This is a genomic window from Antarctobacter albus (genome assembly GCF_900101505.1).
Classification (GTDB): Bacteria; Pseudomonadota; Alphaproteobacteria; order Rhodobacterales; family Rhodobacteraceae; genus Antarctobacter; species Antarctobacter albus.
Window position 1 is genome coordinate 92,639 of record NZ_FMZI01000010.1, and the last position, 15,556, is coordinate 108,194.

16 protein-coding genes are annotated in these 15,556 nt (G+C 68.3%); 9 read left to right on the forward strand and 7 right to left on the reverse strand.

Annotated features, from left to right (window positions below):
* Nucleotide 1: 1 nt before the first annotated feature.
* Nucleotides 2-1,165 carry a type II secretion system protein GspL gene (gene gspL, locus BLQ71_RS26070; protein WP_074622626.1) on the forward strand — a complete coding sequence of 388 codons (1,164 nt, stop codon included), beginning with the start codon at nucleotides 2-4 and terminating at the stop codon, nucleotides 1,163-1,165.
* The gene (locus BLQ71_RS17515) at nucleotides 1,162-1,644 is read left to right on the forward strand and encodes a type II secretion system protein M (RefSeq protein ID WP_074622627.1); all 483 of its coding nucleotides are present in this window, start codon (nucleotides 1,162-1,164) and stop codon (nucleotides 1,642-1,644) included. Before gspL ends, BLQ71_RS17515 begins: the two co-directional genes overlap by 4 nt.
* Before the next feature lie 4 nt (nucleotides 1,645-1,648).
* Here the strand turns inward: BLQ71_RS17515 and plsY are convergent, their stop codons facing one another.
* Genes plsY through BLQ71_RS17545 form a run of 6 tightly spaced genes read right to left on the reverse strand, consistent with a single transcriptional unit; the run spans nucleotide 1,649 to nucleotide 5,961 of the window.
* Nucleotides 1,649-2,239 carry a glycerol-3-phosphate 1-O-acyltransferase PlsY gene (gene plsY, locus BLQ71_RS17520; protein ID WP_074622628.1) on the reverse strand — a complete coding sequence of 197 codons (591 nt, stop codon included), beginning with the start codon at nucleotides 2,237-2,239 and terminating at the stop codon, nucleotides 1,649-1,651.
* Complete coding sequence (gene pyrC / locus BLQ71_RS17525) at nucleotides 2,236-3,537, reverse strand: dihydroorotase (RefSeq protein ID WP_074622629.1); 1,302 nt, start codon at nucleotides 3,535-3,537, stop codon at nucleotides 2,236-2,238. The genes plsY and pyrC overlap by 4 nt, the downstream gene beginning before the upstream one ends.
* On the reverse strand, nucleotides 3,534-3,920 hold the full coding sequence (locus tag BLQ71_RS17530; RefSeq protein WP_043141585.1) for a hypothetical protein: 387 nt from the start codon (nucleotides 3,918-3,920) through the stop codon (nucleotides 3,534-3,536). The genes pyrC and BLQ71_RS17530 overlap by 4 nt, the downstream gene beginning before the upstream one ends.
* On the reverse strand, nucleotides 3,917-4,456 hold the full coding sequence (locus tag BLQ71_RS17535; protein WP_074622630.1) for a hypothetical protein: 540 nt from the start codon (nucleotides 4,454-4,456) through the stop codon (nucleotides 3,917-3,919). The genes BLQ71_RS17530 and BLQ71_RS17535 overlap by 4 nt, the downstream gene beginning before the upstream one ends.
* 15 nt (nucleotides 4,457-4,471) lie before the next feature.
* Nucleotides 4,472-5,014, reverse strand: a complete 543-nt coding sequence (locus BLQ71_RS17540; protein ID WP_074622631.1) for an aspartate carbamoyltransferase catalytic subunit — start codon at nucleotides 5,012-5,014, stop codon at nucleotides 4,472-4,474.
* Complete coding sequence (locus tag BLQ71_RS17545; protein WP_069209369.1) at nucleotides 5,011-5,961, reverse strand: aspartate carbamoyltransferase catalytic subunit; 951 nt, start codon at nucleotides 5,959-5,961, stop codon at nucleotides 5,011-5,013. Before BLQ71_RS17545 ends, BLQ71_RS17540 begins: the two co-directional genes overlap by 4 nt.
* 168 nt (nucleotides 5,962-6,129) lie before the next feature.
* Here BLQ71_RS17545 and BLQ71_RS17550 point away from each other — a divergent pair, with 168 nt between their 5' ends.
* The 6 genes from BLQ71_RS17550 (at nucleotide 6,130) to BLQ71_RS17575 (ending at nucleotide 13,917) form a co-directional block, all read left to right on the forward strand.
* On the forward strand, nucleotides 6,130-6,924 hold the full coding sequence (locus tag BLQ71_RS17550) for a uracil-DNA glycosylase (RefSeq protein WP_074622632.1): 795 nt from the start codon (nucleotides 6,130-6,132) through the stop codon (nucleotides 6,922-6,924).
* Nucleotides 6,921-7,529 (forward strand): LysE family translocator, encoded by a 609-nt coding sequence (locus BLQ71_RS17555; protein ID WP_074622633.1) that lies wholly within the window; start codon nucleotides 6,921-6,923, stop codon nucleotides 7,527-7,529. Before BLQ71_RS17550 ends, BLQ71_RS17555 begins: the two co-directional genes overlap by 4 nt.
* Complete coding sequence (locus BLQ71_RS17560) at nucleotides 7,529-8,122, forward strand: metallophosphoesterase family protein (RefSeq protein WP_074622634.1); 594 nt, start codon at nucleotides 7,529-7,531, stop codon at nucleotides 8,120-8,122. Before BLQ71_RS17555 ends, BLQ71_RS17560 begins: the two co-directional genes overlap by 1 nt.
* A 7-nt stretch (nucleotides 8,123-8,129) precedes the next feature.
* Nucleotides 8,130-8,672, forward strand: coding sequence for a molybdenum cofactor biosynthesis protein B (gene moaB, locus BLQ71_RS17565; RefSeq protein ID WP_074622635.1), 543 nt, complete (start codon nucleotides 8,130-8,132; stop codon nucleotides 8,670-8,672).
* 82 nt (nucleotides 8,673-8,754) lie between these two features.
* Nucleotides 8,755-10,206 (forward strand): efflux RND transporter periplasmic adaptor subunit, encoded by a 1,452-nt coding sequence (locus BLQ71_RS17570; protein WP_074622636.1) that lies wholly within the window; start codon nucleotides 8,755-8,757, stop codon nucleotides 10,204-10,206.
* Nucleotides 10,207-10,209: 3 nt separating this feature from the next.
* A complete protein-coding gene (locus BLQ71_RS17575; protein WP_074622637.1) occupies nucleotides 10,210-13,917 on the forward strand; it encodes an efflux RND transporter permease subunit in 3,708 nt (1,235 codons plus the stop codon).
* A gap of 33 nt (nucleotides 13,918-13,950) precedes the next feature.
* On the opposite strand, the gene BLQ71_RS17580 is transcribed toward BLQ71_RS17575, so the two are convergent.
* On the reverse strand, nucleotides 13,951-14,748 hold the full coding sequence (locus BLQ71_RS17580) for a protein-disulfide reductase DsbD domain-containing protein (RefSeq protein ID WP_074622638.1): 798 nt from the start codon (nucleotides 14,746-14,748) through the stop codon (nucleotides 13,951-13,953).
* A 141-nt stretch (nucleotides 14,749-14,889) separates the two neighbouring features.
* On the opposite strand from BLQ71_RS17580, the gene BLQ71_RS17585 reads away from it, so the two are divergent.
* Nucleotides 14,890-15,471, forward strand: a complete 582-nt coding sequence (locus BLQ71_RS17585; protein ID WP_043141615.1) for a YqgE/AlgH family protein — start codon at nucleotides 14,890-14,892, stop codon at nucleotides 15,469-15,471.
* Nucleotides 15,472-15,556: the final 85 nt, after the last annotated feature.

Here is a 15,556-nt window from a genome sequence, read left to right on the forward strand (position 1 = left end):
TTTGGCAGAGTTTCCCTTACCGCCGGACGACCCCGGCCTGGCCACCGCGCCTGTCGGTGGTCCCGTTCCGCGCGGGCGGTACGTCGCGCTTGTGCCGGGCGAGGCGGTGCCGCTGGTCACGCTGGACCTGCCGGACCGGTTGCGCGGTGTTGCGCGCGAACAGGTGGCACAGCGGCAACTGGCGGACCTGCTGGGGCCAGAGGCCGGCGCGTTGCAGATGCGGCCCTTTGCGCTGGACGGCAATGCCGAGGGCTGGACCCGCGTCCTGGTGGTGGACCGCGCGGCGCTGGAGCGCTGGCGCGGACAGGTGGGCAAGGGCTGTGTCGCGGTGCTGCCCGACTACCTGGCACTGCCGGTCGACAATACATGCTGGACCGTTGCGGGAACACCCGACCGGCTGCGCGCGCGCTTTGGCCCGGCGGATGGCGTGACCACCACCGAGGCTGCGCTCTGTCTGCAGGCCGAGGCGATCATCGCGCGGGACGGTGCTCCGGAGCGTGTCCACCGCTATGGCCCGCCCTTGCCGGAGTTCGAGGCCTGGCTTGCCGCGCGGGATATTCCCGTGGTTGCGGGGGCGCCGGACAAGCGGGCGGACCTGCGCGCCTTCTCGCGCGGGGAAACCGGGCTGGACCTGCGGGCTGATCCGCAGGCCGCACGCGGGCGGCTGCGCCGACAGCTCTCGGCCTGGCGCTGGCCGGTCCTGACCGGGGCCGTGGCCGCCGGACTCTGGGCTGCGGCGCAGATCGCCGTGATCCGTGCCACCGAGGCGGAGACCGCCGCACTGACCGCCCGCGCGATGGAGCTGACGCGGGCCGAATTTGTCACCTCCGGGCCGATCCTCGACATGCGGGTGCAGATCGCCCGTGCGTTGGCCGAGCAGCGCCGCGCGCTGCGCGCTCGCAGCGGGGACAGTTCTCCGCTGGATCTCTTTGCCGGGGCGGCGCCGGTCCTGTCCGGTGCGGGGGCGCGTCTGGACACCGTGGCCTGGGCGCCGGAGGAGGGGCTGCAACTGGTGCTGGAGATGGGCGATTTCGCGGCGGTCGATGCGCTGGTCGACAGCCTCGCCGCCGAAGGGCTGCGGATCACCGTGCGCGACGCGCGCCTGGGCGGAGTGGGGGGCGTTATCGCCGACCTGACGATCCGGGAACCGGAGCAGGGCGGATGACCGGGCGCATGGTGGAACATCTCTTGCGCCTGACGGGGCGCGAACGGCTGTTGCTGGGGGTCATGGCGCTGGTGCTGCTGCTGGGCGCCGGGGTCGGGCTGCTCTGGCCGCTGGCGGAACGGCGCGCGGCCTCTGTCGCGGCTCTGGAAGAGGCCCGTGCGCTGAATGCCTGGGTCGCGGCGCGGGCCGAGGATGCCCGGTTGCTGCGCTCGGCCGCCGGGCCGGGACCGGCAGAACCGATCGGGCTGGCCGCGGTGCAGCGCAGCCTTGAGGGGGCAGGCCTGTCCGGCAATGTCGCCACGCTGTCGGCGCGGCAGGGCGGCGGGATCGAAATGCGGTTCGAGGCGGTCAGCTTCGACGTGCTGATCGGCTGGCTGACGCAGGTCGAGCCGGTCTGGGGCTATCGTTTCGCGGGCTTCCGCCTGGACCGTGGCGCGGAACCCGGGCTGGTGGATGCGCGGATCGAGGTCCTGCCCTGAACGCCTATTTCTGGCCGATCTTCGGTTCCGTCCCGGCGCGCAGCCGGGCGAGGTTGGCCGAGTGCCGCCACCAGACCAGCGCCGCCAGCAGGACCCCGCTGACCAGCAGGTCCGCGCGTCCGGTGACGAGCATCCAGACCGGCGCCCCCGCCGAGGCGGCCAGCGCCCCCACCGAGGAAATGCGCGACAGGTAGGCCGCCGCCGCCCATGTGGCGCAGCACAACAGGCCGATCGGCCAGGCCAGTGCCAGCATCAGGCCAAGGAAGGTCGCCACCCCCTTGCCGCCCTTGAAGCGCAGCCAGACCGGAAAGCAATGGCCGAAAAAGGCCGCGACACCCGCCGCCTGCACAGCGATGCTGTCCGCCTCGAAGGCGCGGGCAATCAGCACCGCCGCCGCCCCCTTGCCGCCGTCCAGCAGCAGGGTCGCCAGCGCCGCCCCCTTGTTGCCGGTGCGCAGCACGTTGGTCGCGCCGATGTTGCCCGACCCGATCTGGCGCAGGTCGCCCAGGTTCATCGCCCGGGTGATCAGCACGCCAAAGGGGATCGACCCCAGCAGGTAGCCAAGCGCGGCCCAGAGGATCACCAGGCCGCTCATGCCTCGAACACCCGCGTGCCGCCGACCCATGTGCCCAAGACCCGGCCTTGCAGGCGGGCGCCGTCAAAGGGCGTGTTCTTGGATTTCGAGCGCAGCTTGAACCGGTCCAGCACGATGGGCTTGTCCGCGTCGAACATGACCAGGTCGGCGGGCGCCCCCGCTGCGATCCGTCCGCAATCCAGCCCCAGCCGTTTCGCAGGGTTCAGCGACAGGGCGCGGAACAGCGTCGGCAGATCCAGTTCGCCACCGTGGTAAAGCCGCAAGAGCACCGGCAGCATGGTTTCCAGCCCCACGGCGCCGCTGGCGGCCTCTTCGAAGGGCAGGCGCTTGCTCTCTTCGTCCTGCGGGCTGTGATAGCTGCCGATGATGTCGATCAGCCCGGTGCGCACCGCCTCGACCACCGCCTGCCTGTCTTCCTCGGAGCGCAGCGGCGGCGTGACCTTGAAGAAGGTGCGATAGTCGGCCACGTCCATCTCGTTCAGGGTCAGGTGATGGATGGACACCCCGGCTGTGACGTCAAAGCCGTTGGCCTTGGCGCGTTCCAGTGCGGGCAGGGCGCGGGTGGTGGTGATCTTGTCCGCGTGGTAGCGCACGCCCGTCATCTCGACCAGGGCGATGTCACGGTCCAGCCCCATGCGCTCCGCCATCGGAGAGACCGAGGGCAGCCCCCGCAGGCTTGCGAATTTTCCGCTTGTCGCGGCGGCACCCTGCGACAGGCCCGGATCCTGCGGGTGGCCGACGACCAGCGCATTCAGCGAGCGGGCATAGGTCATCGCCCGGCTGAGCACCTTGGTGTCGCGGACCACGTTGTTGCAATCGGTAAAGGCCACGGCCCCGGCATCCAGCAGGAAGCCGAACTCCGTCATCTCGCGGCCCTGCCGGCCCTTGGTCAGCGCCGCCATCGGCAGGACGTTGACCGGCGTTTCCTCGATCGCGCGGCGGCGGATGAATTCCAGCGTTTCCGGCGTGTCGATGCAGGGCTGCGTGTCGGGGCGCGTGACCATCGTGGTCACCCCGCCCGCCGCCGCCGCCTGACCGGCGCTGCCATAGCTTTCCTTGTGCCGCTCGCCGGGTTCGCAGACCTTCACCCCGATGTCGACGATGCCGGGCGCCAGGAAGGCATTGCCCGCGTCGACCCGATCCGGCTGGATGTTTCGCGCGCGAAACATGCCTTCAAAATCAGTGTCTTGCGTTAAGATTTCGGTAATCTTTCCGCTTTCGATCAGGAGCGCGCCGGGGGTAATCTCCCCGGCTTCGGGGTCGATCAGGCGGGCGTTGTGGATCAGGGTCTGGGTCATTCTTGGCCTCTCGGGCGGGCGGCCTCGATCCGGGCGATGGTTGCCTGCGGATCGGCCTGGAACTTGATCAGGTGCTTGTCGCCGGTTTTCGTGACGATCTGGACGGCGGCACCGATGGCGCGGATCTTCTCGACCTGGTCCAGGGGCACGCGGCGCTCGCCGGGGCCTGCAAGTACGCCATCCTCCAGCCGCCAGGCGTGGCCCAGTTCCTCGTCCATCAGGTACCAGCCGCGCAGGGCGACGGCGGCCAGCCCGCCGATGGCGCCGGTCCAGACATGCGCGTTGCCGAGCGCCCAGAGGATCGCCATGCCAAGCGCCATTGCAATGGCGGCCATGATCCAATGGGTGCGGATATAGGTGGCGCGGTCGGGAGTGAAGGTCATGTCCGGCCCCGCTGGATGCCGCGCATCAACCCGTAGACCTTGCGCGCCTCGTCGATGTCATGAAAGCCGATGCGGGTCTCGTAGCTGCCCTTTTTGCCGCGCCGCCATTCCGAGGCAAAAATCACCGAGCCCGGGGTGCCATCCTCCAGCGTCAGCTGGTTGTCCGGGGTGATCGCGTAGCTTTTCAGCTGCTTTCCCTTCAACGGCAGTTCGGTGGCGATGAAGGCGCGGGTGTCTGTCAGCGTGTACCAGGTGTGACGGCGCAGGTAGGGGCGGCCCAGAAGCGGCCAGCAGATGATCCCGAGGCCGACCATGAAATGGATCATGCCGAAGACCCAGAACAGCCCGCCCACGCCGGAGACCAGCGCCATCCAGACCAGCGCGAAACCGGCAAAAAACGTGCCGAAGACCATGAGGAGGATATCGCCGATGCCCAGCCGGATGCGGGCACCGGGACGGCCCTGCCAGAGGATCGTCTCGCCCGGGTCGAGCAGCCCCTCCCACCCGCTTTGTGGGGCCTGGTCCTGCACGTTCATCTCACGCCTCCCATCTCATACCAGCGCCAGCCAGAGCACCAGCGCCAGGATCAGCGCGACGGCGGCGAGGATGAGTTTCAGAAGGGGCGAGTTGCCGCTGCTACGTCGCGCGGCGGGCTGTGCGCCACCCTGGCCCCGGGCCGCCCTGGATACCGGGTTGGCGCCGCCTGCGGTGGGGCGCGCCTCGCCGTAGCTGCCAACGAGGGTCAGCGGCGGCGCGATGGTCAGCTCCTGCGAGGTGCCGTCAAAGGCCTGCGGCGGCAGCACCACCGCATGCCCCTTGAGTGCGTCGATGCGTGCGCGGTCCTTTTCCAGCGCGCGGGCAGGCACGTCGTAGGCCGCCGAGAGATACTGCGAGAGCGTCATTTCGCCCAGGTCGCGGATCGAAATCACGTCGACAAAGCTTTCGCGCAGGCGCGTTGCGCCAAGCGCGTATTTCAGCGGCCATTCACCCGTACCCGCCATCTGGGTGAAACGCTCGACCGCCTCGGGGGGCAGGTCGAGATGGGTGAGGTAAAGCGTTGTGCGGTCAGACCCGTTGACCTGCACCCTGGTCATGTCATCACCTCGGTCGGGCGGGCGCGCAGGTTGCGGGCCAATAGGTCCATCGCCGCCATGCGTACGGCGACACCCATTTCCACCTGGTCCTGGATCACGCTGCGGTTGATGTCATCGGCCAGGGTGCCGTCGATCTCGACCCCGCGGTTCATCGGGCCGGGGTGCATGACGATGGCGTCTTCCCTGGCGTGGCTCAGCTTTTCGGCATCCAGCCCGTAGCGGTGGTAGTACTCGCGTTCCGAGGGGATGAAGCCGCCGTCCATGCGTTCCTTTTGAAGGCGCAGCATCATGACCACGTCCACGTCCTTCAGCCCCTCGCGCATGTCGTCGAAGACCTCGACGCCAAAGGCGTCGATGCCCGAGGGCATCAGGGTCGGCGGGCCGATCAGGCGGATGCGGTTTTCCATCTTGTGCAGCAGCAGCAGGTTGGACCGCGCCACGCGGGAATGGGCGATGTCGCCGCAGATGGCGATGGAGAGCCGGTGCAGCCGCCCCTTTGCCCGGCGGATGGTCAGCGCGTCCAGCAGTGCCTGGGTGGGATGTTCGTGCCGCCCGTCCCCGGCGTTCAGCACCGCGCAGTTGACCTTTTGCGCCAGGAGATCGACCGCGCCGGAATGCGGGTGGCGCACCACCAGCAGATCGGGGTGCATGGCGTTCAGAGTCATGGCGGTGTCGATCAGGGTTTCGCCCTTCTTGATGCTGCTGGCCTGCATCGCCATGTTCATCACGTCCGCGCCCAGCCGTTTGCCCGCCAGTTCGAAACTGGCCTGGGTGCGGGTGGAATTCTCGAAGAACATGTTGATCTGGGTCAGCCCGGCCAGCGCATTGGCGTGCTTGTCGCGGCGGCGGTTGAAATCGACATATTGATCGGAGAGGTCGAGGATCGTGGTGATCTCGTCCGGGCGCAGGGGCTCGATCCCCAGCAGATGGCGGTGGTCGAAGCGCATTCGGGTCCCTCGGTGGCGTTCTGGACCTTTTATGTAGGGTGCCCTTGCGGGGCAAGGCCCCCGGCAGGCCCGAGGGCGCGCCGCGTGGCGATGTTGCGTGGGGGTATTTTCGCCAAGAAGAAACAGGGGCGATTTTCTTTGCCCCCGGCGGGGGCTAGGGTGACGGACATGGAGAACATGGACTGGTACGCCGCGAAGGCGCTTCTGGAATGGCAGCTGGAGATGGGGGTGGACGAGGCGATGCTCGACGCGCCCGTCGACCGTTTTGCCGCCCATGAGGCCGAGCAGGAGGCGCTGAAGGCGCAGCACGCGGCGCGGGCGGCGGCGCCCGGGGGCGGGCGCGGCGCGGCACCGGTCAAGGCGCCCGAGGTCGATCCGGTGGCGGAGGCGGGCAAGCTGGCCTCTGGCGCGGCGGACCTGGGGGCGCTGCGGGATGCGCTGGCGAGCTATGAACATTGCTCGCTCAAGCGCGGCGCGCGCAACCTGGTCTTTGCCGATGGCGTGGCGGGGGCGCGGGTGATGCTGGTGGGCGAGGCGCCGGGGCGGGACGAGGACCTGCAGGGCAAACCCTTTGTCGGGCGGGCCGGACAATTGCTGGACCGGATGCTGGCGGCGGTGGGGCTGAGCCGCGCCGAATCGGTCTATATCACCAATGTCCTGCCCTGGCGGCCACCGCAGAACCGTGACCCGAAGCCTGACGAGATTGCCATGTTGCTGCCCTTCCTGCACCGGCACATTGCCCTGGCCGATCCCGATCTGCTGGTGATCATGGGCAATACATCCTGCCAGGCTCTGCTGGGCAGGCGGGGGATCACGCGGCTGCGCGGGACATGGGTCGAGGCGGCGGAGCGCCCGGCGCTGCCGATGCTGCATCCCGCCTACCTGCTGCGCAATCCGCAGGCGAAACGCGAGGCCTGGGCGGACATGCTGTCGCTGAAGGCAAAACTGAGGGCACTGGAATGATCGTCGACCCGATTCTGTTGCTGGCTTTCATTCCCGCCGGGCTGGCGCTGAACGTGACGCCGGGGCCGGACATGATGTTCTGCCTGGCGCAGGGGCTGCGCGGGGGCGCGCGCTGTGGCTGGGCGGCCTCCAGCGGCGTGGCGCTGGGCGGCATGGTGCATGTGCTGTTGGCGGGGCTGGGGCTGGGGGCGCTGGTCGCCGCCTTGCCAGGGGCCTTTGACGTGATCCGCTGGGCGGGGGCGGCCTACCTGGCCTGGATCGCCTGGAAGACGTTGCGCACGCCCATCGCGGGCAGTGATGCTCCGCCCCTGGCGCCCGCGCAGGCCTTTCGGCAGGGCTTTGTCGTCAATATCACCAATCCGAAATACATTCTCTTCGTGCTGGCCTTCGTGCCGCAGTTCATCGACCCGGCGAAGGCGGTCCTTCCGCAGTTCCTGGTCTATGGCCTGCTGATGTCGATTGGCGGCGTCACGGTGAACGGGCTTGTCGGCCAGTTCGCGGGGCGTCTGCGGCGGCGGCTGGAGGGCGGGACGCGCACGGAACGCGCATTGCGTTACACCTGTGCCACGCTCTTTGGCGGGCTGGCGGTGCGTCTGGCGGTCTGATGCGGGTGCTGGCCTTTTCCGACCTGCACCTGTCGCGCCGCCATGCGCGGGCCTTGGTGGAGGCGAGCGGCGAGGCCGACCTGGTGATCGGCGCCGGAGATTTTTGCCATGTGCGCGAAGGCCTGGACGAGGCCATGTCGCTGCTGGAGGGCGTGCCGGCGCCGATGGTGGTGGTGCCGGGCAACAGCGAGACGGCCGAGGAGCTGCGCGCCGCCGCCTTGTCGGGGACAACCGTGCTGCATGGCGACGGGGTCGAGGTGGAGGGCCTGCGGCTTTTCGGCCTTGGCGGCGGCATTCCGGTGACGCCCTTTGGCGACTGGTCCTTCGACCTGACTGAGAACCAGGCGGCGGAGATGCTGGACCGCTGCACCGGCGCCGACCTGTTGATCACCCATTCGCCGCCCAAGGGAATTGCGGATGTCACCTCGCGCGGTGCGTCGGTCGGTTCGACCGCGATCCGCGACGCCATCGCCCGGCTGCAACCCGCGCTTGCGGTTTGTGGCCATGTGCATGATTGCTGGGGCCAGGAAGGCCGGATCGGGGACAGCCGCGTGGTGAACCTCGGGCCTGGGCCAAACTGGTTCAACCTGTGAGGACATCATGAGCCGTATCGACGAATCCAAGGAGTTCATCCCGGTCCGAATCGCCATCCTGACCGTGTCGGACACGCGCGGGCTGGAGGATGACAGATCCGGCGACACGCTGGTGCAGCGGTTGACCGACGCGGGCCATGTCCTGGCCGATCGCGCGATCGTGAAGGACGAGCGCGCGCTGATCGCGGACAAGCTGCGCGGCTGGATCGCCGACCCGGAGGTCGACGTGGTGATCTCGACCGGGGGGACGGGGCTGACCGGGCGCGACGTGACGGTCGAGGCGCACAGGGATGTCTACGAAAAGGAGATCGATGCCTTCGGGACGGTCTTCACGATGGTTTCCTTCAAGAAAATAGGGACTTCCGCGGTGCAGAGCCGCGCCACGGGCGGCGTTGCCGGGGGCACCTACCTGTTTGCGCTGCCGGGCAGCACGGGGGCCTGCAAGGACGCCTGGGACGAGATCCTGGGGCTGCAGCTGGATTATCGGCACCGCCCCTGCAACTTTGTCGAGATTTTTCCGCGCCTGGACGAACATCAGCGACGGAAGTGATCGCGAGCTGCGTATAACTCCCCGGGGTTTGAATGCATCCCCGCGCTTCTATTTCAGAAGGGTGCACCGCGGAGTTTGAAAGATGCGCTTTTTGCGAAAGAGCCTGACGGGGCTGTTCCTGTTGTCGCTGACCCTGGGGTTGCTGGGGTTTGCCGGGATCATGGTGCGCGATGCCGTCGAGGCGCGTATGGCCGAAGAGGCCCGTGTGCCCCAGGCGCGCGAGCGGGTCTTTGCGGTCAACGTGGTGCCGGTGGCGTTCGAAACGGTCACGCCGGTGCTGACCTCTTTCGGTGAGGTGCAGAGCCGCCGGACGCTGGAGCTGCGCGCGGCGGCCTCTGGCGCGGTGGTGGAACTGGACCCGGAATTTGTCGAGGGTGGGCAGGTCGAGGCCGGGCAGCTGTTGGCGCGGATCGACCCGGCGGATGCCGAGGCCGCGCTGGACCGGGCCGAAAACGACCTGCTGGATGCGCGGGCCGAGGTGCGCGAGGCCGAACGTGCCCTGGTCATCGCAAAAGATGAGCTGGTTGCTGCCGAAGAGCAGGTGGTGCTGCGCGAAACCGCGCTGCGGCGCCAGCGTGACCTGCTGGATCGCAACGTCGGCACGGCGGCGGCGGTGGAAAGCGCGGAACTGGCGCTGGCCAGCGAGCGGCAGTCGGTGCTGACCCGGCGCCAAGCGGTGGCCACCGCCGAGGCTCGTATCGACCAGGCCGCGACCCAGTTGCGCCGGTCGGAAATCGCGCGGGACGAGGCCGAGAGACGGCTGGACGACACCCAGATCCGGGCCGCGTTCGCGGGCACGCTGTCGGATGTTACGGTGGTGTCCGGTCGGCTGGTCTCTGCCAATGAACAGCTGGCGCAGCTGGTGGACCTGCAGGCGCTGGAGGTGTCGTTCCGTGTCTCGACCCAGCAATACGCGCGGCTGCTGGACGGGGACGGACGGCTGCGGCAGGCGCCGGTGAGCGTGGCGCTGGATGTCTTCGGCACCAATATCACCGCCGCGGGCCGGATCACCCGGGACAGCGCCGCCGTGGGCGAGGGCCAGACCGGGCGGCGGCTGTTCGCGGTGCTGGACGCGCCGCGCGGCTTCAAGCCGGGGGATTTCGTCACCGTTCGGATCGAGGAGCCGCCGCTGGAGCGGGTGGCCCGTCTGCCCGCCACGGCGGTGAACGCCGGTGGCGAGGTCCTGGTCGTTGGGGCCGAAGACAGGCTTGAGACGGTGGTGGTCGAGGTGATGCGGCGCCAGGGCGATGACGTGCTGATCCGCGGGCGGGGCCTTCAGGGGCGCGAGGTCGTGACCGAACGCACGCCGCTCTTGGGCGAGGGCATCAAGGTCAAGCCGCTGCGCACCGGCGCTGCGCCGAAACCCGAGGCCATGCTGGAACTCAGCGAAGACCGGCGCGCCCGGCTGGTCGCCTTCATAGAGGCCAACACGCAGATGCCCGAGGCGGTGAGGACCCGCATCCTGGCACAACTGGCGCAAAAGGAAGTGCCCGCCGAGATTGTCGAGCGCATCGAATCCCGGATGGGGGGCTGAGGCATGGCACGGGCGCTTCCCTCTGCCGCTGGCGGGATCTTCGGCTATTTCGTACGCCACCCCACGGTGGCCAACCTGCTGCTGGTGATCATGCTGGCGGCCGGTATCCTCGCGGTGCCCAACATGCGGGCGCAGTTCTTTCCCGATATCATCATCGACGAGATCGACGTCTCGGTCCGCTGGGACGGGGCGGGGGCCGAAGATGTGGACGCGGCCATCGTGCAGGTGCTTGAACCGGCGCTGCTGGCGGTCGAGGGGGTAATCGCCTCCAGCGCCGTGTCCCGAGAGGGGCGGGCCGCCATCGAGCTGGAGTTTGAGCCCGGCTGGGACATCGCGCGCGCCGCCGATGACGTGCAACAGGCGGTCGACGCGATCACGACGCTGCCCGAGGACGCGGATGAGCCCAGCGTGCGGCGCGGCGGCTGGCGCGACCGGGTGACGGACCTTGTGATCACCGGGCCGGTGGGCGTCGATCAGCTGGCGCGGTTTGCCGACGAACTGGTGGTGCGGCTCTTTGCGGAGGGCGTGACACAGACCACGATCCGGGGCCTCGCGGCACCCCAGACGGTGATCGAGGTGCCGGTGCAGAATCTCATCGCCCACGACGTGACCATGCGCGAGATCGCCGACGCCATTGCCGCCGAGGTGCAGGCAGACCCTGCGGGCGACGTGGCGGGGGCTGGCGCGCGGGTGCGTACGGGGATCGAGAAACGCTCTTCCGATGCCATAGCGGATATCGTGCTGCGGTCTAACCCGGACGGCTCCAGCCTGACGGTGGGCGACGTGGCGCTGATCCGGGTCGAGGGCATCGACCGCGAACGCAGCTATTTCGTGGGCGAGAACCGGGCGATCTCGATCCGGGTGGACCGCTCTGCCGAGGGCGATGCCATCGGCATCCAGGCCACGGTCGAAGAGGTCGCCGCCGAGCTGACCGCCGTGTTGCCCGAAGGTGTCAAGATCGACCTAATCCGTACCCGGTCGGAATACATCACCGGGCGGCTGAACATCCTGATCGACAACGCGGTGACGGGACTGGTGCTGGTGGTCATGTTGCTGTTCCTGTTCCTGAACACGCGCACGGCCTTCTGGGTGGCGGCGGGCATCCCCACGGCGCTCTTGTCTGCCATCGCGCTGATGTACGTGGCGGGGCTGACGATCAACATGATCTCTCTGTTCGCGCTGATCATCACGCTGGGCATCGTGGTGGACGACGCCATCGTCGTGGGTGAACATGCCGACCATCTGGCGCGCCGGGGGCAGGGGCCGTTCGATGCTGCCGAGAACGCGGCGCGGCGCATGGCGCTGCCGGTGTTTTCGGCGACGATCACCACCGTCATCGCCTTCTTCGGCCTGACCGCCATCGGCGGGCGGTTCGGCGACATGATCTCGGACATTCCCTTCACCGTGATCGTGGTACTGATCGCCTCGCTGGTGGAATGTTTCTTGATCCTGCCCAATCACATGGCCCATGCGCTGAAGCCGCGCGTGCAGCGCGGCACGCGGTGGTGGCGCGTGGGGCTGGGCGTTGTCGGGGTGACTCTGGTCGCCGTCCTGGCGGTGGCGTTGCTGACACTCGCGGTGCTGGCGTTGCCGGGTGTTGTTGCGGCGCTCTGGGGGCTGGCCGGCGCCGTGCCGGGGGCGATCACGACGGCGCAAGGCGCCGCCGTGGACCTGCGGGGGGAGATCTGGGGGCAATTGCCGGTGCTGGCCGGGGGACTGGCGCTGCTCGTGGCGGCGGCCATTGCGCTGCGCCTTGTGGTCATGCCCCGGGACGAACGCGCGCCGGTGCTGCGGATGCTGTCCGACGGCGGGATCGACATGGCTTCGATCCTGGTCAACCGCGGCTTCCGCTGGATCCGCGAGCGCCTGTTCCGCCCCTTCATGCGCGGGATCGTGGCCGGGCGCTATGTGGTCTTTGCGCTTCTGGTCGTGGCGCTGGCGACGCAGGTGACCGCCTTGATCCGGGGCGATGTCACCTGGCGGTTCTTCAACTCGCCGGAACAGGGGTCCGTCACCGGCAACTTTGCCATGTCACCTACCGCCACGCGGGCGGACACGATCGAACAGATGCGCCTGTTCCAGAAGGCCGCCGATGAGCTGGGCCGCGAATACGAGGACCGCTATGGCCGCAACCCGCTGGACTATGTCCTGGCCGAGATCGGCGGCAACGCGGGCCGGTCGCTGCCCGGTGCGGATACCAAGGACCCCGAGCAACTGGGCGCCATATCCATCGAACTGATCGAGGCCGACCTGCGGCCCTATTCCTCGTTCGCCTTCGTGGGCGAGCTGCAGGAGCGTGTCGAACGCCACCCGCTGGCCGAGACGATTTCCTTTCGCGGCTGGCGTGGCGGGCCGGGGGGCGATTCCCTGGACGTGCAGTTCTATGGCGCCAGCTCCGAGGTGCTGAAATCCGCCGCAGAGGATCTCAAGGAGGCGGTTCTGCGGTTCCCCGAGGTCTCGGCGGTCGAGGACAACCTGTCCTACGACAAGGACGAATTGATCCTGGAGCTGACGCCACAGGGGCTGGCGCTGGGCTTTGACATCGACGGGCTGGGGCGCGTGCTGCGCAACCGGCTGGGCGGGATCGAGGCGGCGACCTATCCCGACGGGCCGCGCTCTGCCGAGATCCGCGTGGAACTGCCCGAGGGCGAACTGACCGCCGATTTCATGGAGCGGATGCAACTGCGCACGCCCGGCGGTGCCTATGTCCCGCTGGCCGATATCGTGCGGGTCGAACGGCGCACCGGCTTTTCCACCATCCGCCGCGAAAACGGGCTGCGCGTGGTCTCTGTCACCGGCGACATCTCCGAGGATGATGCGGCGCGGGCCGAGGAGGTCGTCAAGGCGCTGCGCGAGGAGATCCTGCCGCAGATCGCCGAGACGCGGCAGGTGGACTATCGCCTGGCCGGGCTGGCCGAGCAGGAAAGCGATTTTCTCACCGATGCGCGCAACGGGCTGATCATGGTCCTGTTGGGGATCTACCTTGTCCTGGCCTGGGTCTTTGCCAGCTGGACGCGGCCCTTCGTGGTCATGGCGATCGTGCCCTTCGGGCTGGTGGGAGCGATCTATGGCCACGCCTTGTGGGATGTGCCGCTGAGCATGTTCACGGTGGTGGGGCTGTTGGGGATGACGGGGATCATCATCAACGATTCCATCGTTCTGGTGACGCAGATCGACGAATACGCCAAGGATCGCGGGCTGATCCCCTCGATCATCGACGGGGCCTCGGACCGATTGCGGGCGGTCTTTTTGACCACGGCAACAACGGTGCTGGGGCTTGCGCCGCTGCTGTATGAAACCTCGTCGCAGGCACAGTTCCTCAAGCCCACGGTGATCACATTGGTCTACGGGCTGGGATTCGGCGTGGTGCTGGTGCTGCTGATCGTGCCCGCGCTGGTGGCGATCCAGCACGACATGGGACAGCAGTTCGCGGCGCTCAAGAAAGGGTTGCAGTTCCGGGGCGCGGGGCTGCGCGGTGTACTGGTCACGGCGCTGATCGCAATACTGGGATGGCTCGCGGCGACGCTGGGATATACCGGGGTCACGGGTATGCTGATGCCGGGGCTGCCCGCCTTGGGCGGTGTGTCGCCGGAGGTCGCGGCGCTGGGGCTGTTCCTGCTGGGGGCTGTGGCGGTGCCGCTGGCGATCTACATGGGCGGCGGGATCGTGATGCTCTGGCGACGCGGAGCGCGGGCAAAGGCGGACGCCTGACCGCCGGCCTGCGCCGCTTTCCCGGCCTGCGGGTCAGCCGCTGCAGCCGGTCAGTTCCACCGGGATGGTGCCGCCCAGGATGGTGATCCGCAGGCCCGAACGGTCGAGCGCGAAGACGCCGCCGGACATATGTGTCACGCGGGTCTGCGCCACCAGCCGCCCACCCTGCCACGACGTGCTGGGATCGGCGACCCAGAGGTTCGGGTCCGACGTCTCGATCACCGTTTCCTCGCGTCCGGTGCCGCGCGGCATGGCAATCGACACGGTCAGGCCCATGCCCTTGGCTTGTGGCGTGATGCGGCAGGAGACGCCGGTCACGCCCGCGTCCTCGGCCCCGAAGGGCACGTCGGCCATCGCGGCCGCGATCCTTGCGTCGGGTTTCGTCTGACCGGCGGGCAGGCTGGCGGACACGCGCAGGCGGTGCGGCAGGCAGACGTCCTTGCAGATGCCGATGTCGATCACCCCGCCCAGGCGCGCATCCTTGCCGGGCTGGCTGGGGCGGATCCTGAGCGGTAGGATCACGTCGCCCTTGTAGCCGACGGACCGCATGTTTTCCTGCCAGAAGACGTGCGGCGCGGGCCAGTAGACGCCGATGGCCGACATGTTGCGCGCGCCGCTCCAGTCGAACTGGGGCGGGATGCCCGCATCGCCGGGTGAGCGCCAGTAGGTTTTCCATCCCGGGGCCAGCTTCAGGTGCAGCGCGGCCATGTGGTCGCCATTGGGCAGGCGCCACCCGGGCAGGATCTGCGCCTCGACCACGTCGTCATAGGATTGCGCGGCGGCAAGGCCGGGCAGCAGCATCAGCAGGAGCGTCACAAGGATCTTTTTCATGTCCTTGGATTTGGCCCTTCCGGACTGAAATGAAAAGTCACGTTCCGGCGACCCTGCCTATCAGTTGACGAAGATGTGACGGTCTTGCCAGTCCTCGCACGGGCGGTCATGGTAAACCCGTGCAATGCGAAAGGGAGCCATATGGCAGCCGAGACCGGAACCCCACAGACCAACCTGACCGGGCATCTGCTGATCGCCATGCCGGGCATGGGGGATCCTCGGTTCGAGCACAGCGTCGTCTTCATCTGCGACCATTCCGACGAGGGCGCGATGGGGCTGATCGTGAACAAGCCCAGCAATGACGTGGACATGCCGACCCTGCTGTCGCAGCTGGACATCGACCAGGTGTCGGACCTGTCCGAACGGTCGGTGCATTTTGGCGGACCGGTCGAGATGGGGCGCGGATTCGTGCTGCACACGCCGGATTACCATTCGGTCGTGACGACGCTGGAGGTGCGCGACGACATCCACATGACAGCGACCCTGGACATCCTCGAGGACCTTGCCCGAGGTGAGGGGCCGGAGAAATGGATGATGATGCTGGGCTACGCCGGCTGGGCGGCGGGCCAGCTGGAAGGCGAGATTGCCGAGAACGGCTGGCTGGTCTGTGACGCCTCGCCCGAGCTGATCTTCGAGATGGCCGACATGGACAAGTGGGAAGCCGCCCTGAAGACGCTGGGCGTGGCCGCCCTGGCGCTGAGTTCCGCGGGCGGCCGGGCCTGAGGAATCGGGAGGGGGCCGGACGGGACTCGGGCTGCGCCCATCGCCCGCCCGCCACCCCTCGGCTGGCCCATGCCGGAACGTGAGG

Bases quoted from the DNA above. Each gene is read 5' to 3' on its own strand.
- BLQ71_RS17515 (WP_074622627.1), top strand. From the start codon at position 1,162: ATGACCGGGCGCATGGTGGAACATCTCTTGCGCCTGACGGGGCGCGAA.
- plsY (WP_074622628.1), bottom strand. From the start codon at position 2,239: ATGAGCGGCCTGGTGATCCTCTGGGCCGCGCTTGGCTACCTGCTGGGG.
- pyrC (WP_074622629.1), bottom strand. From the start codon at position 3,537: ATGACCCAGACCCTGATCCACAACGCCCGCCTGATCGACCCCGAAGCC.
- BLQ71_RS17530 (WP_043141585.1), bottom strand. From the start codon at position 3,920: ATGACCTTCACTCCCGACCGCGCCACCTATATCCGCACCCATTGGATC.
- BLQ71_RS17535 (WP_074622630.1), bottom strand. From the start codon at position 4,456: ATGAACGTGCAGGACCAGGCCCCACAAAGCGGGTGGGAGGGGCTGCTC.
- BLQ71_RS17540 (WP_074622631.1), bottom strand. From the start codon at position 5,014: ATGACCAGGGTGCAGGTCAACGGGTCTGACCGCACAACGCTTTACCTC.
- BLQ71_RS17545 (WP_069209369.1), bottom strand. From the start codon at position 5,961: ATGCGCTTCGACCACCGCCATCTGCTGGGGATCGAGCCCCTGCGCCCG.
- BLQ71_RS17550 (WP_074622632.1), top strand. From the start codon at position 6,130: ATGGAGAACATGGACTGGTACGCCGCGAAGGCGCTTCTGGAATGGCAG.
- BLQ71_RS17555 (WP_074622633.1), top strand. From the start codon at position 6,921: ATGATCGTCGACCCGATTCTGTTGCTGGCTTTCATTCCCGCCGGGCTG.
- BLQ71_RS17560 (WP_074622634.1), top strand. From the start codon at position 7,529: ATGCGGGTGCTGGCCTTTTCCGACCTGCACCTGTCGCGCCGCCATGCG.
- moaB (WP_074622635.1), top strand. From the start codon at position 8,130: ATGAGCCGTATCGACGAATCCAAGGAGTTCATCCCGGTCCGAATCGCC.
- BLQ71_RS17570 (WP_074622636.1), top strand. From the start codon at position 8,755: ATGCGCTTTTTGCGAAAGAGCCTGACGGGGCTGTTCCTGTTGTCGCTG.
- BLQ71_RS17575 (WP_074622637.1), top strand. From the start codon at position 10,210: ATGGCACGGGCGCTTCCCTCTGCCGCTGGCGGGATCTTCGGCTATTTC.
- BLQ71_RS17580 (WP_074622638.1), bottom strand. From the start codon at position 14,748: ATGAAAAAGATCCTTGTGACGCTCCTGCTGATGCTGCTGCCCGGCCTT.
- BLQ71_RS17585 (WP_043141615.1), top strand. From the start codon at position 14,890: ATGGCAGCCGAGACCGGAACCCCACAGACCAACCTGACCGGGCATCTG.